Source organism: Paenibacillus sp. V4I5, assembly GCF_030817255.1.
In the GTDB taxonomy this organism is placed as follows: Bacteria; Bacillota; Bacilli; order Paenibacillales; family NBRC-103111; genus Paenibacillus_E.
Genome location: NZ_JAUSZB010000002.1, coordinates 1089676 through 1114263, shown reverse-complemented (window position 1 = coordinate 1114263; position 24588 = coordinate 1089676). Strand labels below are relative to the sequence as shown.

Below are 24588 nucleotides of genomic sequence, written 5' to 3'. Positions count from 1 at the left end.
GGACCACCACTATGTTAAAAGAAATCCTGCCCAAAGTGCGCAAAATACTGGTCGGTTATATTCAGATTCGGCTAACATGGTACTTTTTACTGATTCTGCTTCCGCTTGCCGGCTTCAGTCTTTTTGCCATCTCAAAATCACAGACGATTTTAGAAGTACAAACGGGTGAGAGGACACAAGGGGCTCTGCATACGATGACGGATTACATCGATCTGACACTGCAGAATCTCGAACAGCTTTCTTCGCTGATCGCGTTCGATATGAACATGAATACGACACTGCAGTCTGTCGGGCAGGAGCCGGAAAAGCAGTCGTTCGTTCATTTTGCACAAGTGATGGACCAGATAACGAACATGACGACGGTCAATCTGATCGTGGACCAAATCACCATCATCCATATGCCGTCACGTACCGTCATTTCCACCAAACTTGGGGGACGCAAGCTGCCCGAAGGAGCGGAGAAGCAGGAATGGTATCAGCGATTAATGGAGTCGAGTGGGGGCACGGTTTTTTTTACGCCGAAGGAGGGGGAATCTTACTTTGATGCAGACAGCGTTCATCTAATCCGGACGATGGATCCTTATAACAGGACACTCATTAATCCGAATCTGCTCGTGCTTTCCGTCAAAAAAAGCGCCCTCATTGAGTTAGCGAAACCGCTGCTTCCCTCCAAAAATGCGAACATCTATCTGTTTGGAAGCGATGGAAGCTCGATCACTGGCACGGGTGCGAGTGTGCATCCTCAAGTCTGGGACACAGTGAACGAGGTTAGGTCCATCCGTAAGTCGCAGCAAACCGGTATAGAAATGGTTACGATCAGCGTGAAATCGAAGTTTTCCGGATGGTCGCTCATGATGGAGCAGCCCTTGGAGGAGCTTCGCAGCCATACCGACTCTCTAAAGGTGTTTAGTTATGGGATTTTAGCCGTCAGCCTTGTGCTGGCCGTTTGGATTTCCTGGATCATCTATAGGGGTATTTCTGCCCCGCTGCGGAAGCTAGCCTATGGGATGAAGCAGCTCCGTACAGGTAATTTCACCATCCAACTGGAAGATACGCGCGTAGATGAATTGGGATATGTTATTGAATCGTTCAACCGGATGGCTGAGAACCAGAAGACACTTATTCGTGACCACTATGAGAAGCAGCTTTTACTTTCCAAAATGGAGCTTAAATTTTTGCAATCACAAATCAACCCTCATTTTCTTTATAACACACTTGACTCCATCTATTGGACGGCCAAAAACTATGAAGCGGATGAAATCAGTGAAATGGTGATTAATCTGTCGAAATTTTTCCGGCTAAGCCTGAACAAGGGAAACGAAACGTTTGCGGTCGGGGAGACGATCGAGCATTTGAAATATTACATTAAAGTCCAACAGCTGAGGTTCTTGGATCATTTTACCGTTCGGTACGACATCGCCGAGGAAAGCGCTTCTTATCATGTATTGAAGCTACTCTTACAGCCGCTTGTTGAAAATGCTGTGTTACACGGTCTGGAAAAACAGAGTGGGGGCGGAAAGCTCTTCATTTCCTCGTATTTGGAAGGTAATCGGCTTGTGCTCGAAGTATGCGACAACGGGGTTGGGGTCAATAATGAAAGGCTTTCCTATATTCGCAGTAAACTAGAGGAAGCTTCTAAGCTAGCGGCAGAAGGTATTTCGACGGAACTCAAGAAGGAAAAGGATCTGTTCGGACTGCGAAATGTGGTCACACGGATGATTATGTACTACGGCAAGGAATCGCAGTTTCTCTTCGAGAGTGACGCTAAGAGGGGCACACGGATCACACTCCGCCTACCGCTGGACAAATGTGTGTCGCCTTTAGAAGAGCAGGCGGGCTGAGGGTTTTTGTGAATTTCAGTCCATTGTATTTCATTATTTAACGGCCCATTCGCAGATGTTGCGAACGGAGCCGTTTTTTTGCTATTGTTCCACGGTTGAAAATCAGTTGCTTTAACAAATAGGTTAGCGCTGACGCTCAGTGAAAATTTGAAAGATTACACCGAACTTGTCTATGACCATACCGTAAGCAGGGCTAAAATGAGTTTCTTGCAGTTCCAAGCTTACTTGGCCGTCTTGTCTTAACGATTCATATAGCTGTACAGCTTGTTCCTTGTCAGAAGTTGTTATACAGATGGTAACTTGATTGCCAATAGGATGCGATTGACCCGGAGAAATATCGGAAACCATAAGTTCTGTTTGACCGACTTTTAGCACCGAATGAGCTATACGATCTCTTGCATGTGCCGGTAATGGTATTTCGGGTGTTTCTGGACTCTCTCCAAATGTTTGGATAAAGACAACTTTAGCATCTAATGCTTGCACATAAAAATCGATAGCTTCTTTGGCATTTCCGTCCAACATAATAAAAGGTGTTAAATGTAAAATCATGATCAAACAACTCCCTAGACACAAATTTTTATTCTTTCGAACGATGTTCAGAAATTCTTGTGGGCTCAATGTCAATACTAACTTATAATAGTGACAGTAGTTGTCATAAATATAAAAAACGGAGAAATGTTATGTCCAAATCGAAACGACTCCTGGCATTGATGATGACCATAAACCGAAAACGGAAGTTTACTGTCAAGGAACTTGCTCAAGAGTTTGAGGTGTCATCGAGAACGATTTTAAGAGACTTACAGGAATTAAGTGAGTTAGGGGTTCCCTTATATTCGGAAGTGGGACCTCACGGCGGTTATCAGGTGTTGAATGAAAGAATCCTGCCACCCATCGCCTTTAGCGAGGATGAGGCCATAGCCTTATTTTTTGCCTGTTATGCCCTGCGGCATTATGCATACCTTCCCTTTAAAACAGAAGCTTCTTCGGCATTGAGCAAGTTTTATAACTACATGTCTGGAGACGTCCGGGATCGTATTGATCAAATGAAGAACCGGGTTGACTTTATAACACCGTCAAGACATTCGGAATCCCCCTATTTATCCATCTTGCTGGATGGGGCTATCGATCAAAAAGTCCTTCTCATCGATTATGAATCGCGAGAAGGAATATCGAGTAGGGAAATACAGCCGATTGGCATCTATGCAAGCAACGGTTTATGGTACTGTCCAGCTTATTGCTTTCTTCGCGGCGATATTCGTGTATTCCGATGTGACAGAATGCATTCAGCGGTTTCTTCTTCTGCTTCCAAACCGATGGATCTTCGGCATGTTCATCTTGGAAATAGAGAATCTCTTAACAAGGTGGAAGAGGAGGAAGTTATTTTATATGTGGAATTGAGCAAAGAAGGTGTCCAGAAGTGCGAGGCTGAATTATGGACGGTATCTAAATTGCATATCCGTAACGATGGCACAGGTTGGCTTGACGGTAACATTGCGAAGAGTGACATCCCTTTTTTCGCAAAGTTTGTTCTTGGTTTGGGAAATGAGGCGACAGTAACAAGTCCACCGGAATTGGTGGATGCGATGAAAGAGATGATTGCTGAGATCATGGCAAAATATAAGTAAGAATATATGATTAATCGTTGAGGAAGGTGTAAATCGAGTGACGAGTTTGCCGCGCAGTTCGACAAAGCTTGTGACTTTCGTTATAATGAGAACTGCCAAAAGGAGGGAACTAATATGAACGAAACATTGCCACCAAAAACGTGTTCGATCGACCGACTCGTAACGAAAGAAGCTGAAGTTAGCAAAGTGCTCGCTGGTGAGAAAACAGCTTGCAGACGTAATGGACGCTATGCAGATATCGGTGAAACGATGGAATTGCAAGGCACTGCATTTACAGTAACTAATGTTTACCAACAAGCTTTGGGTGAATTAACTGTGGAACATGCAAAAGCAGAAGGCCATACGTCCGTAGATGAGTACCGTGATAGTATTTTAGCTATGCATCCAGGAATGCCATGGCTGCCACAGATGAAAGTATGGGTACACGAATTTCAAAAGGCTGAATAAGTAGGAACAAAAAACAGTGTGGATCTAAGGATCTGCACTGTTTTGTTGAATTCTCAGATAGAACGGATGATGGTGTTGTCTTGGTACGTACTGCTTTTATATATCCATATATTTAGTGTTGTTTTAAGTATTGGTCCTTATTTTATCTTGTTTCCATTATTAGCTAGCATTCGTAATGCGCCATTCGAGCAATTGCCAAACTACCTTGAGCCATTTCGCATTACAGTTCGGCTTACCAAGCATGCCGGCCACGTGCTTGTAGCAACAGGGATTTTACTCACGTGGTTAACGGCTTGGACGTGGAAAACATCATGGATTATCGTCACGGTTCTCATCATGGTTGCTTCGCTGTACTTTATTGCCCGTGCATTCTCGCCTCTGCTTCGTAAGCTCAAGGCACCACACGAGAATCGAGATTTCTTAGTCAACAAGCTGCACAAGGCATTAATCTGGTATGTCATTATTACGCTGTCGATGATGTGGTTTATGGTGGCCAAACCGACCCTTTGGTAAAATGGTTAAACAGTTGGCTTTCGAGCGTACATCACGACGAAATTATAATATTTGTAGACGCAGTCAACGTCCATGAAGCCACAAGCCCGAAGCCAGTTCAGCTGTTGATCGAGGGGAGCCATTTTATCCAGCTTCGTCCTTTCGTAGGCAGCTTGCAAAGCTTCAGGAGTTAGATCAGTGGCTTCTACTTTGGCCACCCAATCAGAACGGTACAATTGTTCAAGGAAAGGGCTGCTGCCTTGGACTTGATCTGCGTTAACGAAAACCCCGCCTGGTTTAAGCAGCTTAAAAATCCTTTCATATAGGGCATGTTTATCCTGATCCTCGAGATGGTGAATGGAGAGCGAAGAAATGACGCAAACAAATGGTTCTGAAGTCTCGAATGTACTATAATCCTCAGCAATATAGGTCATATTGGGTTGGGTTTCTCCAAATCGCCGTTTAGCGATGTCGAGCATGCTTTGCGAGAGATCAATTAGTGTTATTTTCGCATTTGGGTATTTACTAAGTACGTATGAGGAGAAAAGGCCTGTCCCAGCTCCTAGGTCAAGAATACGTGGAGATTCATGATCGACCTGTACAAGTGAAGTGGCTGTGTGGTAAAAATCGTCAAAACAAGGAATCAGTTTTCTCCGCTGGCTATCATATTTCTCAGCAATTTCGTTGAATTTTGTTGTGATTTGCTGGTTTGCTGTCTCGCTCATAGGCTGATCAACTCCATTACATAGATTGATGTGCTGCTTCCTGGTCTTATTTTAAAGGGAAAAGAAGGGAAAATCTAAGATATAAAACCGATCATCTTTATAGGTATAAACTATCAAGTGGGCAAGAACTATAACGAATAGTTCGATGGGGTCAATGTTTTGTTCGACGCAACAGTTGATTAAGAACCTCGGAGAAGACAAGTCCGATCGCGATAGCACCCGATAACAGGAAGGCTTTGGCTGCCAGTTGTACGGCCAGATCATAGTGATTGAGAACGACATTACGCATAGCATCATAGGCTAAGCCCCCTGGAACTAACGGGATGATACCCGATACACTGAATACAATAACAGGAGTTTTGTATATTTTAGCAAAAAATTGACTAATCACGGTTACGAAAAAAGAGGCAATCAACGTGGCCAGGATTGGGTCTAAAGGAATCATTTGAAAGGAAACATATAGCATCCAACCGCACATTCCCACGAAGCCGCACTGCAAAAGTGTGCCCTTAGGAACATTGAAAAGAATAGCGAATGCCGCAGTCGCGATGAAACTCGTTAAGAGCTGCTCAATCATCATCATCCTAAATTCCCTCCCCATTATAAAATGAAAGTACAAAGGCAATGCCGGCTCCTATGGCAAAAGCAGTTAAGAAGGCTTCAGCGCCTTTGGAAACCCCTGAAACGAAATGGCCTGCCATTAAGTCGCGCACGGCATTCGTAATCAGAAGTCCCGGAACAAGCGGCATGACTGAGCCAATAATAATGGTATCAAGTTCATGACCAAGCCCCACTTTAACAAACAAAAAAGCCATGGTTCCAATGAGTAAGGAAGCCAGAAACTCAGCGAAGAACTTAATCGGCACTAGCCGATGAAAATAATTAAGAAACGCTAAACCAGCTCCGCCTGCAACGAATGCAGATAGGAAATCATGCCATTCTCCTTGGAACATGATTAAGAAACAACCGCTTGCAACAGCAGCGGATAGTATCTGAAACCAAGCGGGATAACCCATTTGGGCCACATCAATGTCCTCAAGCAGTTGATAAGCTTCTTTAGGTGTAAGTTCCCCTTGGCTGATTCGTCTAGAAACAGCATTTACAATCGTGACTTTACGAAGATCGGTCGATCGAGCGGATATACGAATAAGTCGTGTGGTCTGCTCAGGCCCATCTATGGAGAAAATGATACCGGTCGGCGTTACAAAGCTATGGGAGTTCGGTACTCCAAAGGCTTCAGCGACGTGGGTCATGGTGTCTTCAACGCGATAGGTTTCACCACCGTTTTCCAACATGATTTTACCGGCTAGTAAACAAACTTGTGCAATTTCGTAGTTCGTAGCAGCAGGATACGCCATGGTTTGTTCTCTCCTAAAAGTATTTGCCAAAAGTATAATATATCATGGATTCCTTTGAAAATCCTATGCCGAGTACATTTGGTGTACATACAACTACAATAGGTCATATCATCGTATGTTCTTAACAACAAAAGGAAATCGTAAAAGGTAAGTTACTAAGCAGAGAGACTTTGATCTCCGCTCAAAGATCCCTATATTAGGAGAAAAATCATGAGAGCTTTTAGAAATGCCATTCTTGTCATATTGGCTGTAGTACTCATCATAACGAATAGTACGACTATTTATGCAAAAAAGCCCGCTGAACTGCTGAAAGCAGCATTCGTTCGAAATGGCGATCTATGGATTAAAGCCGGTAACAACGAAAGACAACAAACCCGAGGAGCATATATATTAAACCCGAAATGGTCTTATGACGGCCAGTGGATAGCTTACACAAAGGGCGAAAATGAGCAGGAACTGTGGCGATTACATGTTCAAACTGGACAAAGTCATCTCGTTGCACATGAAGGAGGAAGGAACTTTCAATGGCAACCTAACCGGAATTCTCTCGCATTTTTAACCGCACAGCAGCTTAATTGGATTGACTCCGATGAACTTGCAAAACCGGTGAAGGTTGCAGACGGTATCGGGAATTATTCCTGGTATCCGGATGGAAGCGGATTCTTAGTTTCAACAACTGCTAAGCTTTTACACGATGGATGGACACCGATACGAATAATGAAAATTCCATTAACTGCAAATGCCGATCCTAACCTCATTAAGACGTTGTATGTCCTGCCCAAGCAATCTGATGATTTTTTTGCTGTGAACACCAGCATCTTCAAGTGGTCTGCAAACGAACGTTGGATTGCTTTCTTAGCAAAGCCTACCGCATCGCTGTCTGCCGATAGCAATACACTGTGTGTGTTATCCGCAGACGGTTCAGTTTTCAAAACAATTGATCAAATGGTTAGCAACGTGATGTGGTTTGAGTGGGCGAGCAAAGATGAGAAACTTGCTTATATCGAAGGTGTCGGAAGAGAAGCTACAACGAATAAACATTTGAAAGTTTTACGGCTTCCTGTAGGGAAATCTGTTTCCCCCGTGCTAGGAGTTGCGGAATTGTTGCTGCAAGCGACAAGCATGGAAGAAGCAGCGACCATAGTTCACACTCCTAGGGGATATGTCGAGCATAGCTTCACTTGGTATAGTCTCCGAAATATCATTACTTCAAGATCCAAAGAAGCGGAGTGGTCGATCGACTCAGCCAAACGCGAGGTTCCTTATTTGGTTAATGTGAAGTTGAAGAGTCAACAACAGAAGCTTATAACACAGCCTTCGGAAACTTATGGTGACTTTAATCCCATCTCACTACCCTCACACCAGTTGGCATGGATCAGATCCAATCGAAGCATATCCAATGTCATGGTCACCAGTCCTCATAGCACAAATGCTGAAATTTGGATCGAAAACATAGACCTTGGGGCTGGGGCCAACTACTACGAACAGCGGAACTGGAATACGGTACTGAGTTTTTTTATTCGAAAATAAACAAAAATGAGGAATCCCTGAAGTAGATTACTCATTTAAGTATCGATCAGCTGATCTTCAGTTAGAAGCAGGTCGCCCAAACCCAAAGACGGCCTGCTTCTTTGCCATGCTAAGGTTGATGGACGAATATATGGAAACCGGACCGTAAATAACTATAGACATTATAATACCCCGTGGGGTATTATATATACCCATAGGGGTATAATACAATATTAGGAGTGAACGCAATGAAAAGAACAATTGTTATTATCGGTGGAGTTGCAGGGGGAGCGTCCGCAGCTGCACGTCTTCGCAGACTGAATGAAAACGATGAAATCGTCATGTATGAGCGGGGAGAACATATCTCCTTCGCGAATTGTGGCTTGCCTTATTATATTGGTGAAACAATAACGAACCGCGATAAACTGCTAATCCAGTCACCTAAAGCAATGAAGGACCGTTTCGGCATTGATGTCAGGATTCAAACCGAAGTGATGGCCATTGATCGTCAAGCCAAAAAGGTTATTGCCCGTAATCTGTTTACGGGGGTAGTTCAAGAACAACCTTACGATTTTTTGATCATGTCACCGGGAGCTAAGCCTATCGTCCCTGACATTCAAGGTTTAGCGGCAGCAGATGCCGTATTTACTCTTCGGAATATACCGGATACGGATCGTATTAAATCATACTTGGATTCGACAAAACCGAAGCATGTCACCATTATCGGCGGGGGATTCATTGGGATTGAGATGGCGGAAAATCTTCGTCACCGGGGTATTGAAGTGTCGGTTATCGAACGTAATCCACAGGTTTTAGGGCCACTTGATCCAGAGATGGCGAAACTAATTGAAAGACATTTGTTGCTCAAAGGTGTTGACTTGATTTTCAATGATGGCGTAGTGGCTTTGGAGGATAGTGGGAAAACCGTGAAGTTAGCATCCGGTAAAGCGTTGGCCACAGATATGATCATCCTGTCGGTCGGTGTTAAACCTGAAAGCCAATTGGCCCGTGAAGCAGGGCTTGAATTAGGAGTTAAGGAATCAATACGAGTAAACGAGCATTTGCAGACAAATGATCCGTCTATCTATGCGATTGGGGATGCTATTGAGGTTAAAGACCGGGTTCAAGGCTTTGAAACGGTTGTCCCCCTTGCATGGGGGGCTAATCGTCAAGGACGTCTGGTTGCTGATCATATTAACGGACTTCAAGCCTCTTATCATGGAGCATATGGAACAGCCATTGTGAAGGTTTTTGATCTCACTGCTGCCGTTACAGGCAATAACGAGAAGACACTGCGACGATTGGGAGTTCCCTATGAAGTCATTCATATACACCCGAGCTCTCATGCTAGCTATTATCCGGGGGCGGCTTCTATTTCGCTCAAGCTTATTTTTGACAAAGAAAGTGGAAAAATCTTCGGTGCCCAAATCGTTGGAGCAGATGGCGTGGATAAGCGATTGGATGTAATTGCCGCAGCGATGCGCGGTGGTTTGAAAGCTTACGAGCTTGCTGACTTAGAACTGTCTTATGCTCCGCCTTATTCATCAGCGAAGGATCCCGTTAATATGGCCGGATATGTGGCGTCCAACATTATGGAAGGTCTAGTAAATACCCTTCAGTGGCATGAGGTTGATCGTTACGTGGAAAATGGTGGACTTCTAATCGATGTGAGAGACGAAATTGAAAGAGAGCTTGGCTGTATTCCAGGTTCCATTAATATCCCACTTAACTCTTTACGTGATCGTCTACATGACATACCCATTGACTCAGAAGTTGCTGTTTCCTGTCAGGTCGGATTACGAGGGTATTTAGCAGCTCGCATTCTTAAACAGAACGGCTACAAAGTTAGTAATGTGGATGGCGGCTACAAGACGTATAGCGTGATGATGGATGGAGTTCAAACACAATCGATAAAAGCAGTGACAACAACGGAGATTAGTAAGTCTATGGAAGCACAATCAAATACGAATCAGCCACCCCTCTTTGTTGATGCTTGCGGCTTACAATGCCCGGGTCCGATCATGAGGGTTTATGAGACCATGCGAGGATTGCAGGTCGGGGAACGGTTAGAGGTTCACGCTACAGATTTCGGATTCGCTTCCGATATTCAGAAATGGTCTGAGAAAACCGGGCATACGATGGAATCGGTGGATACTTCTTCAGGCATTGTCAAGGCTGTTGTGCGCAAAGGACAGGGGGAAACGCCAGACCTTTCATCGAGTGCCTCACAGGTTAGCACTAATGGGACAACGATGGTCGTATTCAGTGGGGACTTGGATAAGACGATTGCTGCATTTATCATTGCCTCGGGTGCGGCAGCGATGGGCAAGAAAGTAACGATGTTCTTCACGTTCTGGGGTTTGAATGTACTTCGTAAAGAGGATGCGCCTTACGTAGCGAAAGATGGTCTAGAATCTATGTTCAGCATGATGATGCCCAAAGGAACCAGAAAATTGCCTTTATCCAAAATGAATATGGGAGGTATGGGCGCTAAGATGATTAGACATGTTATGAAGCAGAAAAATGTCGAGTCACTAGAGTCGCTCATGCAAGGTGCCATCCAAGCCGGCGTGAAATTAATTGCTTGTACGATGAGTATGGATATAATGGGTATTAAACGGGAAGAGTTGATCGATGGCATTGATTATGCCGGTGTAGCCAGCTACTTGGGCGATGCGGAGGATGCCGGACTCAATCTCTTTATCTAAGGAGAGAAGAGAATGGAATACGATAAGGCTTTAAAAAATAGATTAAAACGGATTGAAGGACAAATCCGCGGAGTCCTTGGAATGCTGGAGGCAGGGGAGGATTGCCGTGAGATTGTGACTCAATTATCAGCTGTTCGTACGGCTGTGGATAGAACGATTGGTGTTGTCATCGGCTCTAATCTACAGCACTGTATCCATGAAGAGCTTGAGAAGGGGAACTCGCCAGACAAGGTGATCCAAGAAGCTGTTGAACTTCTCGTCAAGAGTAGATAAAACAGGATACTCTATCGTTTTGTGAAGTTGAGTGTCAAGACTTATAACGGAAGAAGGAGTAAGCCCATGAACAAAGGCTATTATTTAACAGATTTAGATGGTACCTTACTTCAATCTAATGCTACTCCGTCGGAGTACACTGTACGAGTAATGAGTCGAGCAATTACGGAAGGTGCCGTCGTAAGTTATGCCACTGCGCGAAGCTATCAAAGCTCAAACGCCGTCGTTTCACAAATTCCATGGTCCCATCCGCTTGTTCTCTACAATGGGGCATTACTATTCGACCCTGTCGAGAAATGTTTGCTGGACGGATTTTGGCTTGATCCAAAGACGACGAATACCCTTTTACTGATCGGGAAATCAATCGGTTTAGTCCCTCTTCTGTTTGCTTTAGATCACGAGGATAAGGAGCGAGTACTACATGAGAAGCTTGGTAGGACAGGGGATCTGCAGTTTGCAGCCAGCCGACCTAACGATCCGAGATTCAGTGAAGTTGAGGAGTTGGCATGTCCTGATACATTACGTCCTCTAATTCTAACCTATATTGGTTTGTTTGATGAACTTGCTCCCTTGAAAGAAAAGGTAATCGCTGCACTCGGGTCAAAGGTTCACATTCATTTTATGAAAGATAACTATATCGATAATCATTATTTTCTCGAATTCAGCCATCCACAAGCGAATAAGCAGAATGGATTGCTTTTGTGGGCTAAGCATGTGGGATGCAGCTCTGCGGATGTCACAGTTTTTGGAGACAATCTGAATGATGTCGGCATGTTTCTAGCGGCAGGTCGCAAGGTTGCTGTTGCCAATGCGCATCCTGAAATTTTGGACATGGCGGATGAGATTGTTCAAAGTAATGAAGAAGATGGTGTTGCTGTTTTTATCGAGGCTAGAATGAAAGCAAATAAGCCATAATTGGTGTATAATGGTACTAAAAATTGTTGTGAGGTTAAGCGATGCCGAAGTATGTTGCACTTTTGCGCGGAATTAATGTCAGCGGACAGAAGATTATTAAGATGGACAAGCTGCGAAGCATTTTTGAATCCATGGATTATAAGAATGTAATTACGTATATACAGAGCGGTAACGTCATTTTTGATTGTGAGGAAGAAGACCCTGCGGTCGTACGTGATCGAATTGTCAGTGAGCTAAAGGGTCAACTTACCTTCGATATTCCTGTCGTGATCCGAACTTTAGAAGAATTGCACGAGGTTGTAGAAAATACGCCATACCATATAGTCAATGCAGAAGCGAATGAACAAAGATATATCACCTTTTTATCTCATCCAGCGACCGATGCGGCTATCGCCAAATTAGAAGCCTTTCAAAATGAAGTGGACGAGTTCCACGTCAAAGGGCTCACCGTATATTTACTCATTCGTAAAAACTACGGAGAATCAAAGTTCAGCAACAATTTCATCGAAAAGAAGCTAGGTGTATCCGCGACAACACGGAACTGGGAGACTGTGAATAAATTGATTCAACTTGCAGAAGGAGGGAGTTAACCTAGATGGCCTATGATGATGCGCATATGAGTTATAAGGATACATTTATACAGGTTTCTGCTGACTGTCCAGTTGAAGTCGGAACTGTACCTTCCATGAAAAAGGATAGTAAAACCGCTCATTTGATTCAATACGAGCTACTGTCACAGAACCCTTATAAATATACACAAGGCGAACTTATTTATGAAGTCTATTTGCTACATAAGCAAATCCCTCAGAGTGAAATCGAAGCTCGAAGTAATGAAATTCGTGAGGAGCTTTTTTCTAAAAACCACCCTTGTTTAAGAGCTTCCATGCTTCCCAAAAAGCACGGTTGGGGCGTACATTACAATGAAGAAGGCAAAATTGCGATTTACCCTATGGAATCTGAAGCCTACCAGCAATTTGTTGAAGCAGGTACGGGGAGTGAAGATGGTCCGAAGTTGTTATTTGCGATGCGAAGTTCTCGCGGGTGAAAGAAATAGGAAGAGAAACCAAGGAATCCTTTTATCAGAATGGGATTCTTTTTTTTATTCTGAGGTTTGACATTTTGATAAACAAAATAATATAATGTCTAATATATAATAAACTTTATTGGGAAGTGTTTACTTTGGAAATGTCTGAAATGTTCTGGAAAGCCTCACTTGATGAGTGGAAACGTGGCTATGTACAGGAAGATGATGGTTACATTTGTTTGCTTTGCGGCAAGAGAACGGAAGCGGGAATTATTTATCCCCAGGATGGTGTCTTGTATGAGGCAGAGCGTTATCTGAAATGGCATATAGGGCATGCACATGGATCTGTTTTTCAATATTTCATCGGGTTGGATAAAAAGCTTACAGGTCTGACTGACCATCAGAATAGTTTGCTTCAACTGTTCTATGAAGGAAAGAGCGATAGTGAAATCCAAAAGGAATTGGGCATTGGCAGTGCCTCAACGATTCGTAATCATCGATTTGGATTGAAGGAAAAAGAGCGCCAAGCCAAGATTTTTGTGACGATGATGGAACTGTTAAAAGAGAAGGACCAGCACGCGCCTGTTTTTGTAGAAATTCATAAAACGGCCAAGATGGTGGATGAACGATACAATATCACGCAAGATGAGTACGAGAAGATCATTAAGAAGTATTTCCCTAATGGTACGTCAGGCGAGCTAGTCTCATTTTCACAGCAAGAAAAGCATAAAGTCGTTGTGCTGCGTGAAATCGCCAAACGATTCGAACAAGATCGCTTTTATGGAGAAAAGGAAGTCAACGAGATTATCAAGCCAGTTTTTCATGACTATGTGAAGATTCGCAGATATTTGATTGAGTATGGCTTTCTCGATCGACAACCAGACGGAAGTCAATATTGGCTGAAAGGATGAATAGGAACAACATGAGTAAAAAGGAGCCCAATGAGATGAATCGTAGACAAGAGCTGCAGCAACTATATAAAGAAACGAAGAAGGAAGCCGGTGTTTTTCAAGTCCGGAATACGATGAATGGAAAGTTGTGGATTTTAAGTACGAAGAATTTAAAAACTATGAATGGGAAGCTATTGGAATTGCAAATGGGCACGCATCGGAATCTGTTACTTCAGAAGGATTGGAACGAATTTGGTGGCGATGCCTTCGTGCTTGAGGTTCTAGAAGTGCTCAAAGTGAAGGAGACTGGTTACTTCGACGAGAACGATGCGTTGAAGAAGCTGGAAGAGAAGTGGCTTGAGGAACTCCAACCCTATGAGGATCGCGGTTATAATAAGCGGAAGCTTTAGGGGTTTGGGAGAGGTTTTGAGAGAGGTTTAGCAGGGATTCTGCTGAACCTCTTTTTGGTTTGTTACTGTAACTCTTTGTTGTCAAAAGATGCGGGATTGTCTGGACAGCTGAGTGCCAGAGAAGTCAATTATCGTTTAGAGTAACAGACAGTAATAGTAGGATTATATGCATACGAGTTGAAGGGGACGGAGAAGCTGAGTAGACATCTGCAGGTATTAAGGGATTCCATCCCGAGTGATTGGGAACAGGAATGAGATGTGTGGAGTAAGCGACATATGATGATGAATGGGAAGAATGGAGCATGCGATATATGACTATGAATGCGATGGGGATTCATAAATATTTGCGAATGGCGCGAGCGTTCACGCTTGTGTGGGTCTTGCTGGCATGCTTTGCGCCAGCAGCAGCCCAAGCATCCGCGTCACAGGTCGCGGTCGATGGGCAGCAGCACGGAATTGTGATTCCCGTGCTGAACTACCACAGCATCGGGGTGGAGCCAGGGAACACGTACGTGCTCCACCCCGATATGTTCGCGCGCCAAATGGACTATTTGGCTGCGCATCACTACACCCCGTTGACGCTGCATGACTTCGTGCGCATCATCGAGAAGAAACAGCCGTCACCGGAGAGGCCCGTGCTGCTCACGTTCGATGACGGCTACGCGAATAACGCTGAGGTGGCGTTGCCGATCCTCCAGCGTCATCGCTTTCCGGCGACGCTGTTCCTGTCGCCAGGATTCATTGGCCAGCCAGGCTACTTAAGCTGGCCGCAAGTGCAAGAGCTGAGCGCGGCGGGGTGGGACATAGCGCCGCATGGGCTGACACATCCGCATCTCACACAGCTCAGCGTTGAACAGCAGCGCGAGGAGATCACGGAATCGCGCCGACGTATTGAGCAGGCGCTTGGGAAGAGCGTAGATGTTTTTGCTTATCCGTTTGGCGAGTATAATGAGGAAACGTTGAAGATCTTAAAAGAGGCGGCTTACCGCTATGCCTTTACAACGAAGGAAGGGTATGCTTCATCGAACCAATCGCCATATGAACTAAGTCGAATTGTCGTTCATGGCGAAGATGATTTTGCTACATGGGTTCAGAAGCTTACTGCTAGTTTGGTTAGCTTGATTAACTTGATTAGCTTTGTTGGCTGAGTGAGATTATAAAGTAAGTTATTAAATTGTTTTTGTTTAGAAGTATAGCGTGAAAAAAAAGAGGAATATAAAGACAATTAGAAAGCCAGTTTGACAGCCTTTCCTTGGTTTAGTTGAGAGGGAGTTGTACATCGTACAACAATTCTCATCGGTACATTATTTGAACTAAATTATTTGATTCAAACATTACTTGAACCACCCCAAATTTAAACCATTATTCAGGCTGATCAAAGAATAAGCGAGCAATTTGACTAACTAAACATCAAACTTAAGAACGCTCACATTGGAGAGCAGAACATACAGTTTTCCTGGGATCAATAGCTCTTACCTGACCCAATTCAGTCCATTTTTTTAATTCAAACTAAAGCTTTTGGTTTAGTAGTGGATTTACAGAGATTTTTTAGTATAATCGTAAATAGAGATTATAAGCACTAACTATACTATTTCGGTTAAGGAGTCGTACAATGTCAAAAACACTAATTTTCGGACATAAAAATCCGGACACTGATTCAATCACATCAGCAATTGCTTATGCTGCACTGAAAACGAAATTAGGCCAAGAGGTTGAAGCTGTTCGTCTAGGCAGTGTGAATGGTGAAACACAATATGCATTGGATACTTTTAAAGTTGCAGCGCCTCGTCAAGTTGAGACTGTAGCGAATGAAGCAGCTAATGTCATCTTGGTAGACCATGTTGAGCGTCAACAAAGTGTTTCAGACATCGATCAAGTACGTGTTGTGGAAGTAATTGACCACCACCGTATTGCTAACTTCGAGACTAGCCATCCGCTTTACTACCGCGCAGAGCCAGTTGGTTGCACAGCAACCATCCTAAATAAATTGTACAAAGAAAACGGAGTTTCCATCGACAAAGACATCGCAGGTTTGATGCTTTCAGCTATCATTTCGGATTCCTTATTGTTCAAATCCCCGACTTGCACGGAGCAAGACGTTGCCGCTGCTCGCGAACTTGCTGCAATTGCTGGCGTGGACGCTGAGACTTATGGTCTGGAAATGTTGAAAGCCGGAGCAGATCTGAGTGACAAAACAGTTGCACAATTGATTTCTTTGGACGCAAAAGAATTCCAAATGGGCGGCTATAAAGCCGAAATCGCACAAGTAAATGCGGTTGATGTTAACGATGTTCTTTCCCAGCAAGCTGAGATTGAATCCGCGCTTAATGCCATCATCGCTGAGAAAAACCTGGACTTGTTCTTGTTTGTTGTTACAGACATTCTTAACAATGATTCCATCGGTCTTGCTCTTGGACGTAAAGCCGATGCTGTGGAGAAAGCTTACAACGTTACGCTTGTAGACAACAAAGCGTTGCTCAAAGGCGTTGTTTCACGTAAATCTCAAATCGTTCCTGTTCTTACGGATATCTTCAACAACCTGTAGGAATCGCTTTTATCTGTATTACGAAGACACCGTTCAGGATGAACGGTGTCTTTTGGTTGTACGCTCATTTTTTGGTATGATAGAAGGGATACAAAAGAAAGAGGTGAAGCAGAAATGGTTGATAACGCTCAACAAGGTAATTATGAAAAGGCAACTTTTGCTGGTGGATGTTTCTGGTGTATGGTTACACCATTTGAGGAACTGCCAGGTATTATATCCGTAGTGTCAGGTTACATTGGCGGTCACACAAGTAATCCGACTTACAAAGAAGTATGCTCGGAGACAACAGGACATGCAGAAGCCGTTCAAATTACATTTGACCCTGAACTATATCCTTATGATAAATTGCTTGATACATTTTGGCGCCAGATTGATCCCACGGATGCAGGAGGTCAGTTCCATGACCGCGGATCGTCTTACCGGACTGGCATTTTTGCCCATAGTGACCAGCAAAAAGAGAAAGCGGAAGCTTCCAAGCAAGCACTTCAGGATAGCGGTCGCTTCGATCGGCCTATCGTGACGGAGATTGTTCGGATTGATGCTGAAGCCTTTTATCCTGGGGAAGATTATCATCAGGACTATCATCACAAAAATCCGCAGCATTACAAGGCCTACCGCAAAGGATCAGGACGTGATTCCTATATTGAGAAGTATTGGAACACAGCCAAGGATAAAGAAGAACGTAAGCAAAAATTAACACCGCTTCAATTTGAAGTAACGCAAAATAATGGGACAGAGCGGCCATTTGAGAATGAGTTCTGGGACTCTCATGAGAAGGGTCTGTATGTGGACATCGTTTCGGGTGAGCCATTATTCAGCTCCTACGACAAATTTGATTCGGGCTGTGGCTGGCCTAGTTTCTCGAAACCGGTATTCGAAGGTAGTGTGAAAGAGAAAGCTGATCATAGTCATTTAATGGTACGTACAGAGGTGCGAAGCCACGAGGCAGATTCCCATCTAGGTCACGTGTTTAATGATGGCCCAGGGCCAAATGGTCTCAGATACTGCATTAATTCAGCTGCGCTTCGGTTTATTCCGTTGGCAGATCTGGAAAAGGAAGGCTATGGCGCTTATCTTCGTTTTTTTGAGGAGAAGTAAGACCTTTCAGGGGAGATTTACAAAAAAGACGCTAATCAGGATCAAGATCCTGGCTAGCGTCTTTCTCATTTACGTGGATGTACGGTTAACTACATAGATAATCAGCGCAAGCACTCCAAGGGCAATAGCAACTACATAGAAGAGCGTAAGTCGAGACCAATTGCCTTTGGTTTTGTTATCATATTCAGGATTGCCTTCTTTATTTGTTCGGGAGTGACCAATGATCACTGTAAATAAGACGGCCGCTATTAAAATGACAGAAAAGATTAGATAATAAGCATTGCTTGGCATCACATCACCGCTTTCTGTTATTTTCGTGTTGTTGAGCATCATTCTTTGTACCAAGGGTTCAAATGGATAAGGACTTCATCTACGTCACCATGCTGTTCCATAATGGATTTCTTGATAGCACGGGAGATATCATGACCTTGTTGGATCGTAAGCTCACCAGGAATCGCAACTCTGGCATCCACTAAAATGTAATGACCGTGTTCCCTTGCGCGAATACGATCAATTCGTTTTACCTGTGGAATCGCTTGGATTAACTGCGTATACTGGTGCAGCTTTTGTTGATCCACTGTTTTCTCCATCAGAACATCAAAGGCTTCCTTGCCCATTTCCACAGCTAATTTCAAAACCAATAATGAAACGATAATTCCCGCCGCTGCATCTCCGTAGGATAACCAGTGAATGTTATAAGTTTTACCAACAAAGGCCATTCCAATTCCAATAACTGCCGCTAATGAGGCGTAAACGTCGGCCAAGTGATCCTTGGCTGTAGCAATCAGCCCCTTACTGTTCGTTCTGCTGCCAATCCGCAACGTGTAAACATAGAGGGCGTATTTCCAAACCATAGAGACTGCTGCTGCAATAAAGGCAATTAAGCTTGGTTTTAGGGGGTCGTGGAAAAATGCGGCAGTCGAATGATAAGCAATATAAATGGCTGCTAGCGCAAGGATAAAAGCTACAAATCCAGAACCTAACACCTCAGCTTTGCCATGGCCATAGGGATGGTCTTCATCGGCTGGAAGCTTGGAAATTTGCATCGCGCTAAGTGCTGCGATCGTAGCGATAATATCACCTGCATTATGAACCCCATCAGCTAATAAAACCTCACTATGAAACAGCAATCCGATTACGATTTTCATTATGGTAAGTATGATGTTGCTGATTAGGGATATCCAAATCGCCCAAAAAGATGATTTGTTGTCGTTGTTCATCAATGATGACCTCCTCCAGAAGTGTTTCCCCAAGGAAAAAAAATCCCTTGACCAAGGGTCAAGGGATTAGCTTCATTTTTGTATGGGAATCTAGCAAATTATAATAGGACATGTTCAACACTTCACTTTACACAAATATCTTTGTATAATACCACACATAGCAGTAATTAACAAACCATGTTTCCGTCACCTATACGGGGGTAGAGAAAAGATGGAAGGGGAGCAGAAATAATTCTATGTTAAAGCCTTGGATGATTGAAATAGAACACCAATTGCTCCCGAATTTGGAGCTCTACAGTAAGCAACCTTACGATCCAATTATTGTCCACTATATACCTAAGCCATGGAAGATAGTTGGTTCAGGTAATTATGCAGCAGTACTTGCGCATCCGAATTACCCTGAGGTCGTCGTTAAAGTGTATGCACCAGGCAGACCAGGGATTGAGGAGGAAAAGGAAGTATACAGACGTCTAGGGAAACATCCCGCATTTTCAGAATGCTTGCATGCAGGGGATAATTATTTGGTATTGCGCCGTTTGACTGGAGTTACTTTATACAAATGCTTACATCGAGGGCTTCCAATTCCACGGCAAGTTATTACAGACATAGATGAAGCACTCGCTTACGCAGTTAGCAGGGGCCTAAATCCACATGACGTACATGGGAAAAATGTGATGATGAAGGATGGCAGAGGATTAGTAGTCGACGTATCTGACTTTATGAAAAGCGAATATTGTCCCATGTGGGACGATCTCAAAAATGCCTATGATCGTTTCTATTATCCGTGGGTACGGAAAATGCCCATTCCCGGCTTTGCTTTGAATGTTGTTCGGAGAAGCTATCGCAAATGGAAGAAATACCGCAGAAAGAGCAAATGAACCGAAATTTATAGAAAAGGAAGGTTTGGTTATGAGAGTACATGAATTTGAGATCCATTCCGATTTACAACGGGGCGATTTATCAATCATCTCTGCAAAGTCTTCTCATTTTATTTCGGACATTACGATAGATTTTGAGCTTGATCAAAAACACCACATTGTGGATGTGAAAAGCCTACTAGGCATGCTTCTAGTCCCGATCAAAGCTGGAACTACACTTCGTTTGCTCACCAAAGGCAAAGATGAGGAAGAGGCCATGCACTTTATGTTTGATTTGTTTGAGCCATACCGAGGGGATTAATTACTCACCACAATATTTGACCCTATTCTCACAAGATTGGATAGAGAATGTCCCTAAGAAAAGGGATAAAATAAAGCGTAACAAAGCAGATATACGCAATTTAGGGATGATATTGGAGGAATGTACGAGATGAGTAAGTATCACATCGTGGTCGTAGGATGCGGCAGCATGGCAAATGTATGGGTCGAGTATATGTTAAAACGTGAGGATAGCGACATTGTCGCGCTTGTTGATATTAAGACGGAATTCGCACAAGCCATGGCTGACCGCCATGGTCTTACCTGCGGCGTCTATACCAATCTGGAGCAAGCTATTCAGGATAGCGGTGCTAATCTGGTGCTGGACATCACGATTCCGTCCAGCCATTTCCAGGTGTGCGGCACAGCACTCCGGCAAGGATGTGACGTCTTCGGTGAGAAACCGATGGCCGCCACGATGGCGGAAGCGCGGGAGCTCGTGCAGCTGGCGGAGCGGACGGGAAGATCCTTCTCCGTCATGCAGAACCGCCGCTACGACGCGAACATCCGCGCACTGCGGGAGATCATTAACGCGGGCACGATCGGCCGCGTGGGTTATGTCGGCGCTGATTTTTTCTTGGGGCCGCATTTTGGGGGCTTTCGCGAAGCGATGGAAAGCCCGCTCATTCTAGACATGGCGATCCATACCTTCGATCAGGCTCGGTTTATTACTGGGGCAGACCCCGTTTCGGTGTACTGCCAGGAATTCAACCCGCCCGGCTCGTGGTACGCCGGGAATGCCTCTGCTATCTGCATCTATGAGATGTCAGACGGCACTGTGTTCTGTTACCGCGGCTCCTGGTGCGCGGAAGGGGCGCCGACCTCTTGGGAGGCGGCTTGGCGTGTGACCGGCGAGCAGGGCACCGCTCTGTGGGACGGTAGCGGCGCACCGTACGCCGAGATCGTCGCCGGCGGCGATCAAGCCGGCAAGTTCATCCGCGACTACACGAAAGTGGACGCGGATGTGAACTGGCCCGGCCACAGCGGCCACGCCGGCTGTCTGGACGAGATGTTCGCGGCGTTGGAAGAAGGCCGCCTCGCGGAGACAGACTGCCGCGACAATATCAAGAGCATGGCGATGGTGCTTGGTGCCCTCGACAGCGCGAAGCTTGGCCAGAAGGTTGATCTGAGGAACTACTGGAACTAGAACGTTCGCGTGCTGCCGCCGCCAGGTGCCAAGGGTAACTTGTTGATTTATTGATGTCTATGTTTCCCCTGGCTACGGCAGCAGTTACTCTGGCGATGATAGGATAGTCACCACTTCGCTCAACTCCTGGGGCCAAGATGTACATCAAAATTCCGCTTTTTAAGCAGATATGGACCAAATGCTTCAAATTAGCTGTACTTTTTGCAGCACTATCGTGCAAAAAATCAAAGAAGAGGTTAAACAGAAAGCTCTGTTTAACCTCTTCTTGCCATTTCCTTTTAATGAATATCTTTCTTTTTAAATCTGCCGCCTTTTACATCATGGATATTGCCTATGGCGAGGAAAGCTTTGGGATCCAATTCGTCTAAGATGGATTTCAGCTTGGCTTCTTCTAGACGAGTGATGACGCTGAATATCACTTTTTTTTCATCCCCTGTAAATGCGCCTTCGCCCTTCAGGTAGGTCACGCCACGGCCAAGTCGGAACGTTATGGTTTCCCCGATTTTTTCGGATTCATCGCTGATAATCCATACGGCTTTGGATTGATCCAGGCCTTCGATGGTGATATCAATCATTTTGAAGGCAATGTAATACGCAATGAGCGAGTACATCGCATGATCCCAACCAAACACGAAACCTGCGCTGGCGAGAATAAAAAAGTTGAAAAACATCACGATTTCGCCGACCGAGAATGGCGACTTTTTACTAAATACAATGGCTACAATTTCTGTTCCATCGAGCGAACCGCCCGAGCGAATGACTAATCCTACACCGATACCAAGTATGATTCCACCGAAAACTGCGGCTAGCAAGGGATCTATGGTTATTGCTTCTACCGGATGAAGTAGGGTAGTTCCAATAGACATAAGGACAACGGAGAACAATGTCGATAAGGCAAACGTTTTGCCGATTTGCTTATACCCTAGAAGTAAGAAAGGTAAATTCAATAGAACGAGAAATATACCGATTGGTATGTTAGTCAAATGAGAGACGATAATTGAAATCCCTACTACGCCGCCATCGATAATATTGTTGGGGACTAAGAAAATTTCCAAACCAACAGAAAATAAGGCAGATCCAATGATCATAAATAATACTCTACGCAAAAATTTAAAGCGCGTTAGTTTTTGATGTTGGGAGCGTGCTTGTTGTGCTCCTGCCGATAAGTTTGACATGAAGGGTTCCTCTTTTCCACATTTCATTCAGTTGGGTTCTAATGAAAAATGAAGGAATGAGGCCCGTGTAACCCGATGTGAATTTGAGAAAAGCTAATAAGATACTTTTCAATTTCTTCCATATTTTAGATAATATAAAAATAATAAAAACAACAAATACGGTCATCTCATAATCTTTGTCATAATCTTCGTGTCTCTGAATCTTGTCTTCGTGAGCTTGTATAGATTCTCTGGTAGGCGGATGTGCTTGAACGGTTAAGACATGAGTCGTATTAGATAGAACGAGTATATCGGTATCAGTAGAATAGTGGTGTGAAATTGGCGGTGTCAAAGGAAATACGAACAGCCCAAGAATGATCCAGACCAATATCGTCCATTGCCATTTATGTTTAAAATGATGCAGGAGCATTTCCTCCAATCCTGATTTGCAACCAAATTTGCTTGAATTGTAGCACTTCAGTCCCACTGAGTCAAACCTGAAAGCGGTATCTTTTTATATTTTCAAATCATGATCAGCATGATAAGATTGGCGTGTATTTTGGAAGTCAGTTTTGTAAGCGCATTCAAATATTTCCCTTCTCAAAACTCCTTCTAAAGCTTGACCTTAACCTAAGGTTAAGGTTTATTCTTAGAAAAATTGGAAGGAGGAATGAGTATGTCTCGAGATTATAACATTTATCAAGATAACGCAGAAACATATGATCTATTAATTAGTAAGCAACCCAATTTAGCAGAGGTGATTCATGAGATAAGGCCTTACGAGCATTTAGATGTGGTGGACTTAGGGGCAGGGACAGGAAGGCTTTCCATGTTTCTGGCCGCAGAAGCCAATTCGCTTTGGTGTGTGGATAGTTCCAAGGCCATGCTGAATGTGTTAGAAAAAAAGTTAACTACCTTATCTTCTAATAGTAACTGGCGAACGATTGTTTCCGACCATAGAGATCTGCCAATTGAGGACGCTAGTAAGGATCTCGTCGTAGCAGGGTGGAGCTTATGTTATCTTGCTACCCCGAATAATGTGGATTGGGAGAATAATTTGAAACAAATGATGTCTGAAATTAGACGCATTCTTAGACCAGAGGGTACGGTGATCATTCTGGAGACTTTGGGAACGGGGTTTGCGGAACCGACGAGATATGATTATTTGGCTCCCTATTATCATTTGTTAGAAACCGAATATGGATTTGAACACACCACGCTATCCACCGATTATAAGTTCAAAGATGTGAATGAGGCTGTACAGTTAACCTCGTATTTCTTTGGAGAGGATTTTGGCAATCAAGTAAGGGCAAATAATTGGGATGTGGTACCTGAGTACGCAGGCATTTGGTATAAGCATTTCAATTATTAGCACCAAATATTGTTGTAATAACTGATAGTAGACAATTCTTTGAGGATCTATAGTGTTAATGAATAAGAAGCAATTGTAGGGGGCTATTTGGCTCCCTTTTTTGCTTAACAATTTACAATACAAAGGGCAATTTGTTAAAATTAGTTATTCGTTAGTGGGATTTGAAGGAATTATGATAAGGATATGCGAATCAAGGGGGATCATTTTGAGAACACCTATTTTATATGGCTCCGTACACGTGTTATTTTATAGAAACGAAGAGGTTTTATTATTGAAAAGACAAAATACCGGGTTTCAAGACGGCAATTGGAGCGTTGTTGCAGGCAGGATGGATGGCGGCGAAGAGGTCATCGCAGCCGCAATAAGAGAAGCGGAAGAAGAAGCTGGGGTTGTCATCAAGCCCACAGATATTGAAATCATCGGTGTCATGCATCGCAAAAATACGACGTCGGAATGGGTGGACTTCTTTTTAAACGTACATAGCTGGCAGGGTGAGATTACGAATAAAGAGCCAGAGAAGTGCGAGCAATTGAAGTGGTTTCATAAGAAGGAGCTTCCAGATAATATGGTTAACTATATACGGCTTGCCTTAGATAAGAAACAACAGGGACTCTGGTTTGAAAGTATAGGATGGTGAAT

27 protein-coding genes are annotated in these 24588 nt (G+C 43.9%); 20 read left to right on the top strand and 7 right to left on the bottom strand.

The genetic code is table 11. The annotated features are described in order from the left end of the window. The first annotated feature begins 11 nt into the window (after positions 1-11). Entirely contained in the window at positions 12-1841 is a 1830-nt protein-coding gene (locus QFZ78_RS07185) for a cache domain-containing sensor histidine kinase (RefSeq protein WP_307546336.1), read from the top strand. 123 nt (positions 1842-1964) lie between these two features. Here the strand turns inward: QFZ78_RS07185 and QFZ78_RS07180 are convergent, their stop codons facing one another. Next, positions 1965-2390 (bottom strand): VOC family protein, encoded by a 426-nt coding sequence (locus QFZ78_RS07180; protein ID WP_307546335.1) that lies wholly within the window; start codon positions 2388-2390, stop codon positions 1965-1967. Between the two features lie 131 nt (positions 2391-2521). Between QFZ78_RS07180 and QFZ78_RS07175 the strand changes: the two genes are divergently transcribed. The 3 genes from QFZ78_RS07175 (at position 2522) to QFZ78_RS07165 (ending at position 4426) form a co-directional block, all read left to right on the top strand. Next, entirely contained in the window at positions 2522-3466 is a 945-nt protein-coding gene (locus tag QFZ78_RS07175) for a helix-turn-helix transcriptional regulator (protein ID WP_307546334.1), read from the top strand. Between the two features lie 114 nt (positions 3467-3580). Then, positions 3581-3913 carry an ASCH domain-containing protein gene (locus QFZ78_RS07170; protein ID WP_307546333.1) on the top strand — a complete coding sequence of 111 codons (333 nt, stop codon included), beginning with the start codon at positions 3581-3583 and terminating at the stop codon, positions 3911-3913. Between the two features lie 42 nt (positions 3914-3955). Next, on the top strand, positions 3956-4426 hold the full coding sequence (locus QFZ78_RS07165; RefSeq protein WP_307546332.1) for a DUF2269 family protein: 471 nt from the start codon (positions 3956-3958) through the stop codon (positions 4424-4426). A 5-nt stretch (positions 4427-4431) separates the two neighbouring features. On the opposite strand, the gene QFZ78_RS07160 is transcribed toward QFZ78_RS07165, so the two are convergent. From QFZ78_RS07160 to QFZ78_RS07150, 3 genes are all read right to left on the bottom strand, one after another. Continuing rightward, on the bottom strand, positions 4432-5130 hold the full coding sequence (locus QFZ78_RS07160; protein ID WP_307546331.1) for a class I SAM-dependent methyltransferase: 699 nt from the start codon (positions 5128-5130) through the stop codon (positions 4432-4434). A 151-nt stretch (positions 5131-5281) separates the two neighbouring features. Continuing rightward, a complete protein-coding gene (locus QFZ78_RS07155) occupies positions 5282-5710 on the bottom strand; it encodes a threonine/serine exporter family protein (RefSeq protein WP_307555533.1) in 429 nt (142 codons plus the stop codon). A 4-nt stretch (positions 5711-5714) separates the two neighbouring features. Beyond that, positions 5715-6488 (bottom strand): threonine/serine exporter family protein, encoded by a 774-nt coding sequence (locus tag QFZ78_RS07150; protein ID WP_307546330.1) that lies wholly within the window; start codon positions 6486-6488, stop codon positions 5715-5717. A gap of 210 nt (positions 6489-6698) precedes the next feature. On the opposite strand from QFZ78_RS07150, the gene QFZ78_RS07145 reads away from it, so the two are divergent. The 11 genes from QFZ78_RS07145 to msrB all read left to right on the top strand — a co-directional run bounded on the left by QFZ78_RS07145 (position 6699) and on the right by msrB (position 17860). Further along, positions 6699-8018, top strand: coding sequence for a TolB family protein (locus QFZ78_RS07145; protein ID WP_307546329.1), 1320 nt, complete (start codon positions 6699-6701; stop codon positions 8016-8018). A 227-nt stretch (positions 8019-8245) separates the two neighbouring features. Beyond that, entirely contained in the window at positions 8246-10705 is a 2460-nt protein-coding gene (locus tag QFZ78_RS07140; RefSeq protein ID WP_307546328.1) for a CoA-disulfide reductase, read from the top strand. A 12-nt stretch (positions 10706-10717) separates the two neighbouring features. Then, on the top strand, positions 10718-10978 hold the full coding sequence (locus QFZ78_RS07135; RefSeq protein WP_307546327.1) for a metal-sensitive transcriptional regulator: 261 nt from the start codon (positions 10718-10720) through the stop codon (positions 10976-10978). A 66-nt stretch (positions 10979-11044) separates the two neighbouring features. Continuing rightward, a complete protein-coding gene (locus QFZ78_RS07130; RefSeq protein ID WP_307546326.1) occupies positions 11045-11893 on the top strand; it encodes an HAD-IIB family hydrolase in 849 nt (282 codons plus the stop codon). 41 nt (positions 11894-11934) lie between these two features. Next, positions 11935-12483 (top strand): DUF1697 domain-containing protein, encoded by a 549-nt coding sequence (locus QFZ78_RS07125; protein WP_307546325.1) that lies wholly within the window; start codon positions 11935-11937, stop codon positions 12481-12483. Between the two features lie 5 nt (positions 12484-12488). Continuing rightward, the gene (locus QFZ78_RS07120; protein WP_307546324.1) at positions 12489-12938 is read left to right on the top strand and encodes a DUF6157 family protein; all 450 of its coding nucleotides are present in this window, start codon (positions 12489-12491) and stop codon (positions 12936-12938) included. 134 nt (positions 12939-13072) lie between these two features. Beyond that, entirely contained in the window at positions 13073-13828 is a 756-nt protein-coding gene (locus QFZ78_RS07115) for a DUF2087 domain-containing protein (RefSeq protein WP_307546323.1), read from the top strand. Between the two features lie 35 nt (positions 13829-13863). Continuing rightward, positions 13864-14217 carry a GIY-YIG nuclease family protein gene (locus QFZ78_RS07110; protein WP_307546322.1) on the top strand — a complete coding sequence of 118 codons (354 nt, stop codon included), beginning with the start codon at positions 13864-13866 and terminating at the stop codon, positions 14215-14217. Between the two features lie 302 nt (positions 14218-14519). Further along, the gene (locus QFZ78_RS07105) at positions 14520-15365 is read left to right on the top strand and encodes a polysaccharide deacetylase family protein (RefSeq protein ID WP_307546321.1); all 846 of its coding nucleotides are present in this window, start codon (positions 14520-14522) and stop codon (positions 15363-15365) included. Between the two features lie 464 nt (positions 15366-15829). Then, positions 15830-16762 (top strand): manganese-dependent inorganic pyrophosphatase, encoded by a 933-nt coding sequence (locus QFZ78_RS07100; protein ID WP_307546320.1) that lies wholly within the window; start codon positions 15830-15832, stop codon positions 16760-16762. Positions 16763-16876: 114 nt separating this feature from the next. Further along, positions 16877-17860 carry a peptide-methionine (R)-S-oxide reductase MsrB gene (msrB, locus tag QFZ78_RS07095; protein WP_307546319.1) on the top strand — a complete coding sequence of 328 codons (984 nt, stop codon included), beginning with the start codon at positions 16877-16879 and terminating at the stop codon, positions 17858-17860. 69 nt (positions 17861-17929) lie between these two features. On the opposite strand, the gene QFZ78_RS07090 is transcribed toward msrB, so the two are convergent. Then, on the bottom strand, positions 17930-18193 hold the full coding sequence (locus QFZ78_RS07090) for a hypothetical protein (protein ID WP_307546318.1): 264 nt from the start codon (positions 18191-18193) through the stop codon (positions 17930-17932). After that, on the bottom strand, positions 18190-19080 hold the full coding sequence (locus QFZ78_RS07085) for a cation diffusion facilitator family transporter (RefSeq protein WP_307546317.1): 891 nt from the start codon (positions 19078-19080) through the stop codon (positions 18190-18192). Before QFZ78_RS07085 ends, QFZ78_RS07090 begins: the two co-directional genes overlap by 4 nt. 236 nt (positions 19081-19316) lie before the next feature. On the opposite strand from QFZ78_RS07085, the gene QFZ78_RS07080 reads away from it, so the two are divergent. From QFZ78_RS07080 to QFZ78_RS07070, 3 genes are all read left to right on the top strand, one after another. Further along, positions 19317-19958 (top strand): serine/threonine-protein kinase, encoded by a 642-nt coding sequence (locus tag QFZ78_RS07080; protein WP_307546316.1) that lies wholly within the window; start codon positions 19317-19319, stop codon positions 19956-19958. Between the two features lie 31 nt (positions 19959-19989). Continuing rightward, the gene (locus QFZ78_RS07075; RefSeq protein WP_307546315.1) at positions 19990-20259 is read left to right on the top strand and encodes an HPr family phosphocarrier protein; all 270 of its coding nucleotides are present in this window, start codon (positions 19990-19992) and stop codon (positions 20257-20259) included. 129 nt (positions 20260-20388) lie between these two features. After that, positions 20389-21423 carry a Gfo/Idh/MocA family protein gene (locus tag QFZ78_RS07070; RefSeq protein WP_307546314.1) on the top strand — a complete coding sequence of 345 codons (1035 nt, stop codon included), beginning with the start codon at positions 20389-20391 and terminating at the stop codon, positions 21421-21423. Positions 21424-21701: 278 nt separating this feature from the next. Here QFZ78_RS07070 and QFZ78_RS07065 read toward each other — a convergent pair whose 3' ends face one another. Beyond that, positions 21702-22598 carry a YitT family protein gene (locus tag QFZ78_RS07065; RefSeq protein WP_307546313.1) on the bottom strand — a complete coding sequence of 299 codons (897 nt, stop codon included), beginning with the start codon at positions 22596-22598 and terminating at the stop codon, positions 21702-21704. Between the two features lie 655 nt (positions 22599-23253). On the opposite strand from QFZ78_RS07065, the gene QFZ78_RS07060 reads away from it, so the two are divergent. Together QFZ78_RS07060 and QFZ78_RS07055 are read left to right on the top strand one after the other, a co-directional pair. Further along, on the top strand, positions 23254-23949 hold the full coding sequence (locus QFZ78_RS07060; RefSeq protein WP_307546312.1) for a class I SAM-dependent methyltransferase: 696 nt from the start codon (positions 23254-23256) through the stop codon (positions 23947-23949). A 172-nt stretch (positions 23950-24121) separates the two neighbouring features. Then, positions 24122-24586: an NUDIX domain-containing protein gene (locus tag QFZ78_RS07055; RefSeq protein WP_307546311.1), complete on the top strand. Its 465-nt coding sequence runs from the start codon at positions 24122-24124 to the stop codon at positions 24584-24586. Positions 24587-24588: the final 2 nt, after the last annotated feature.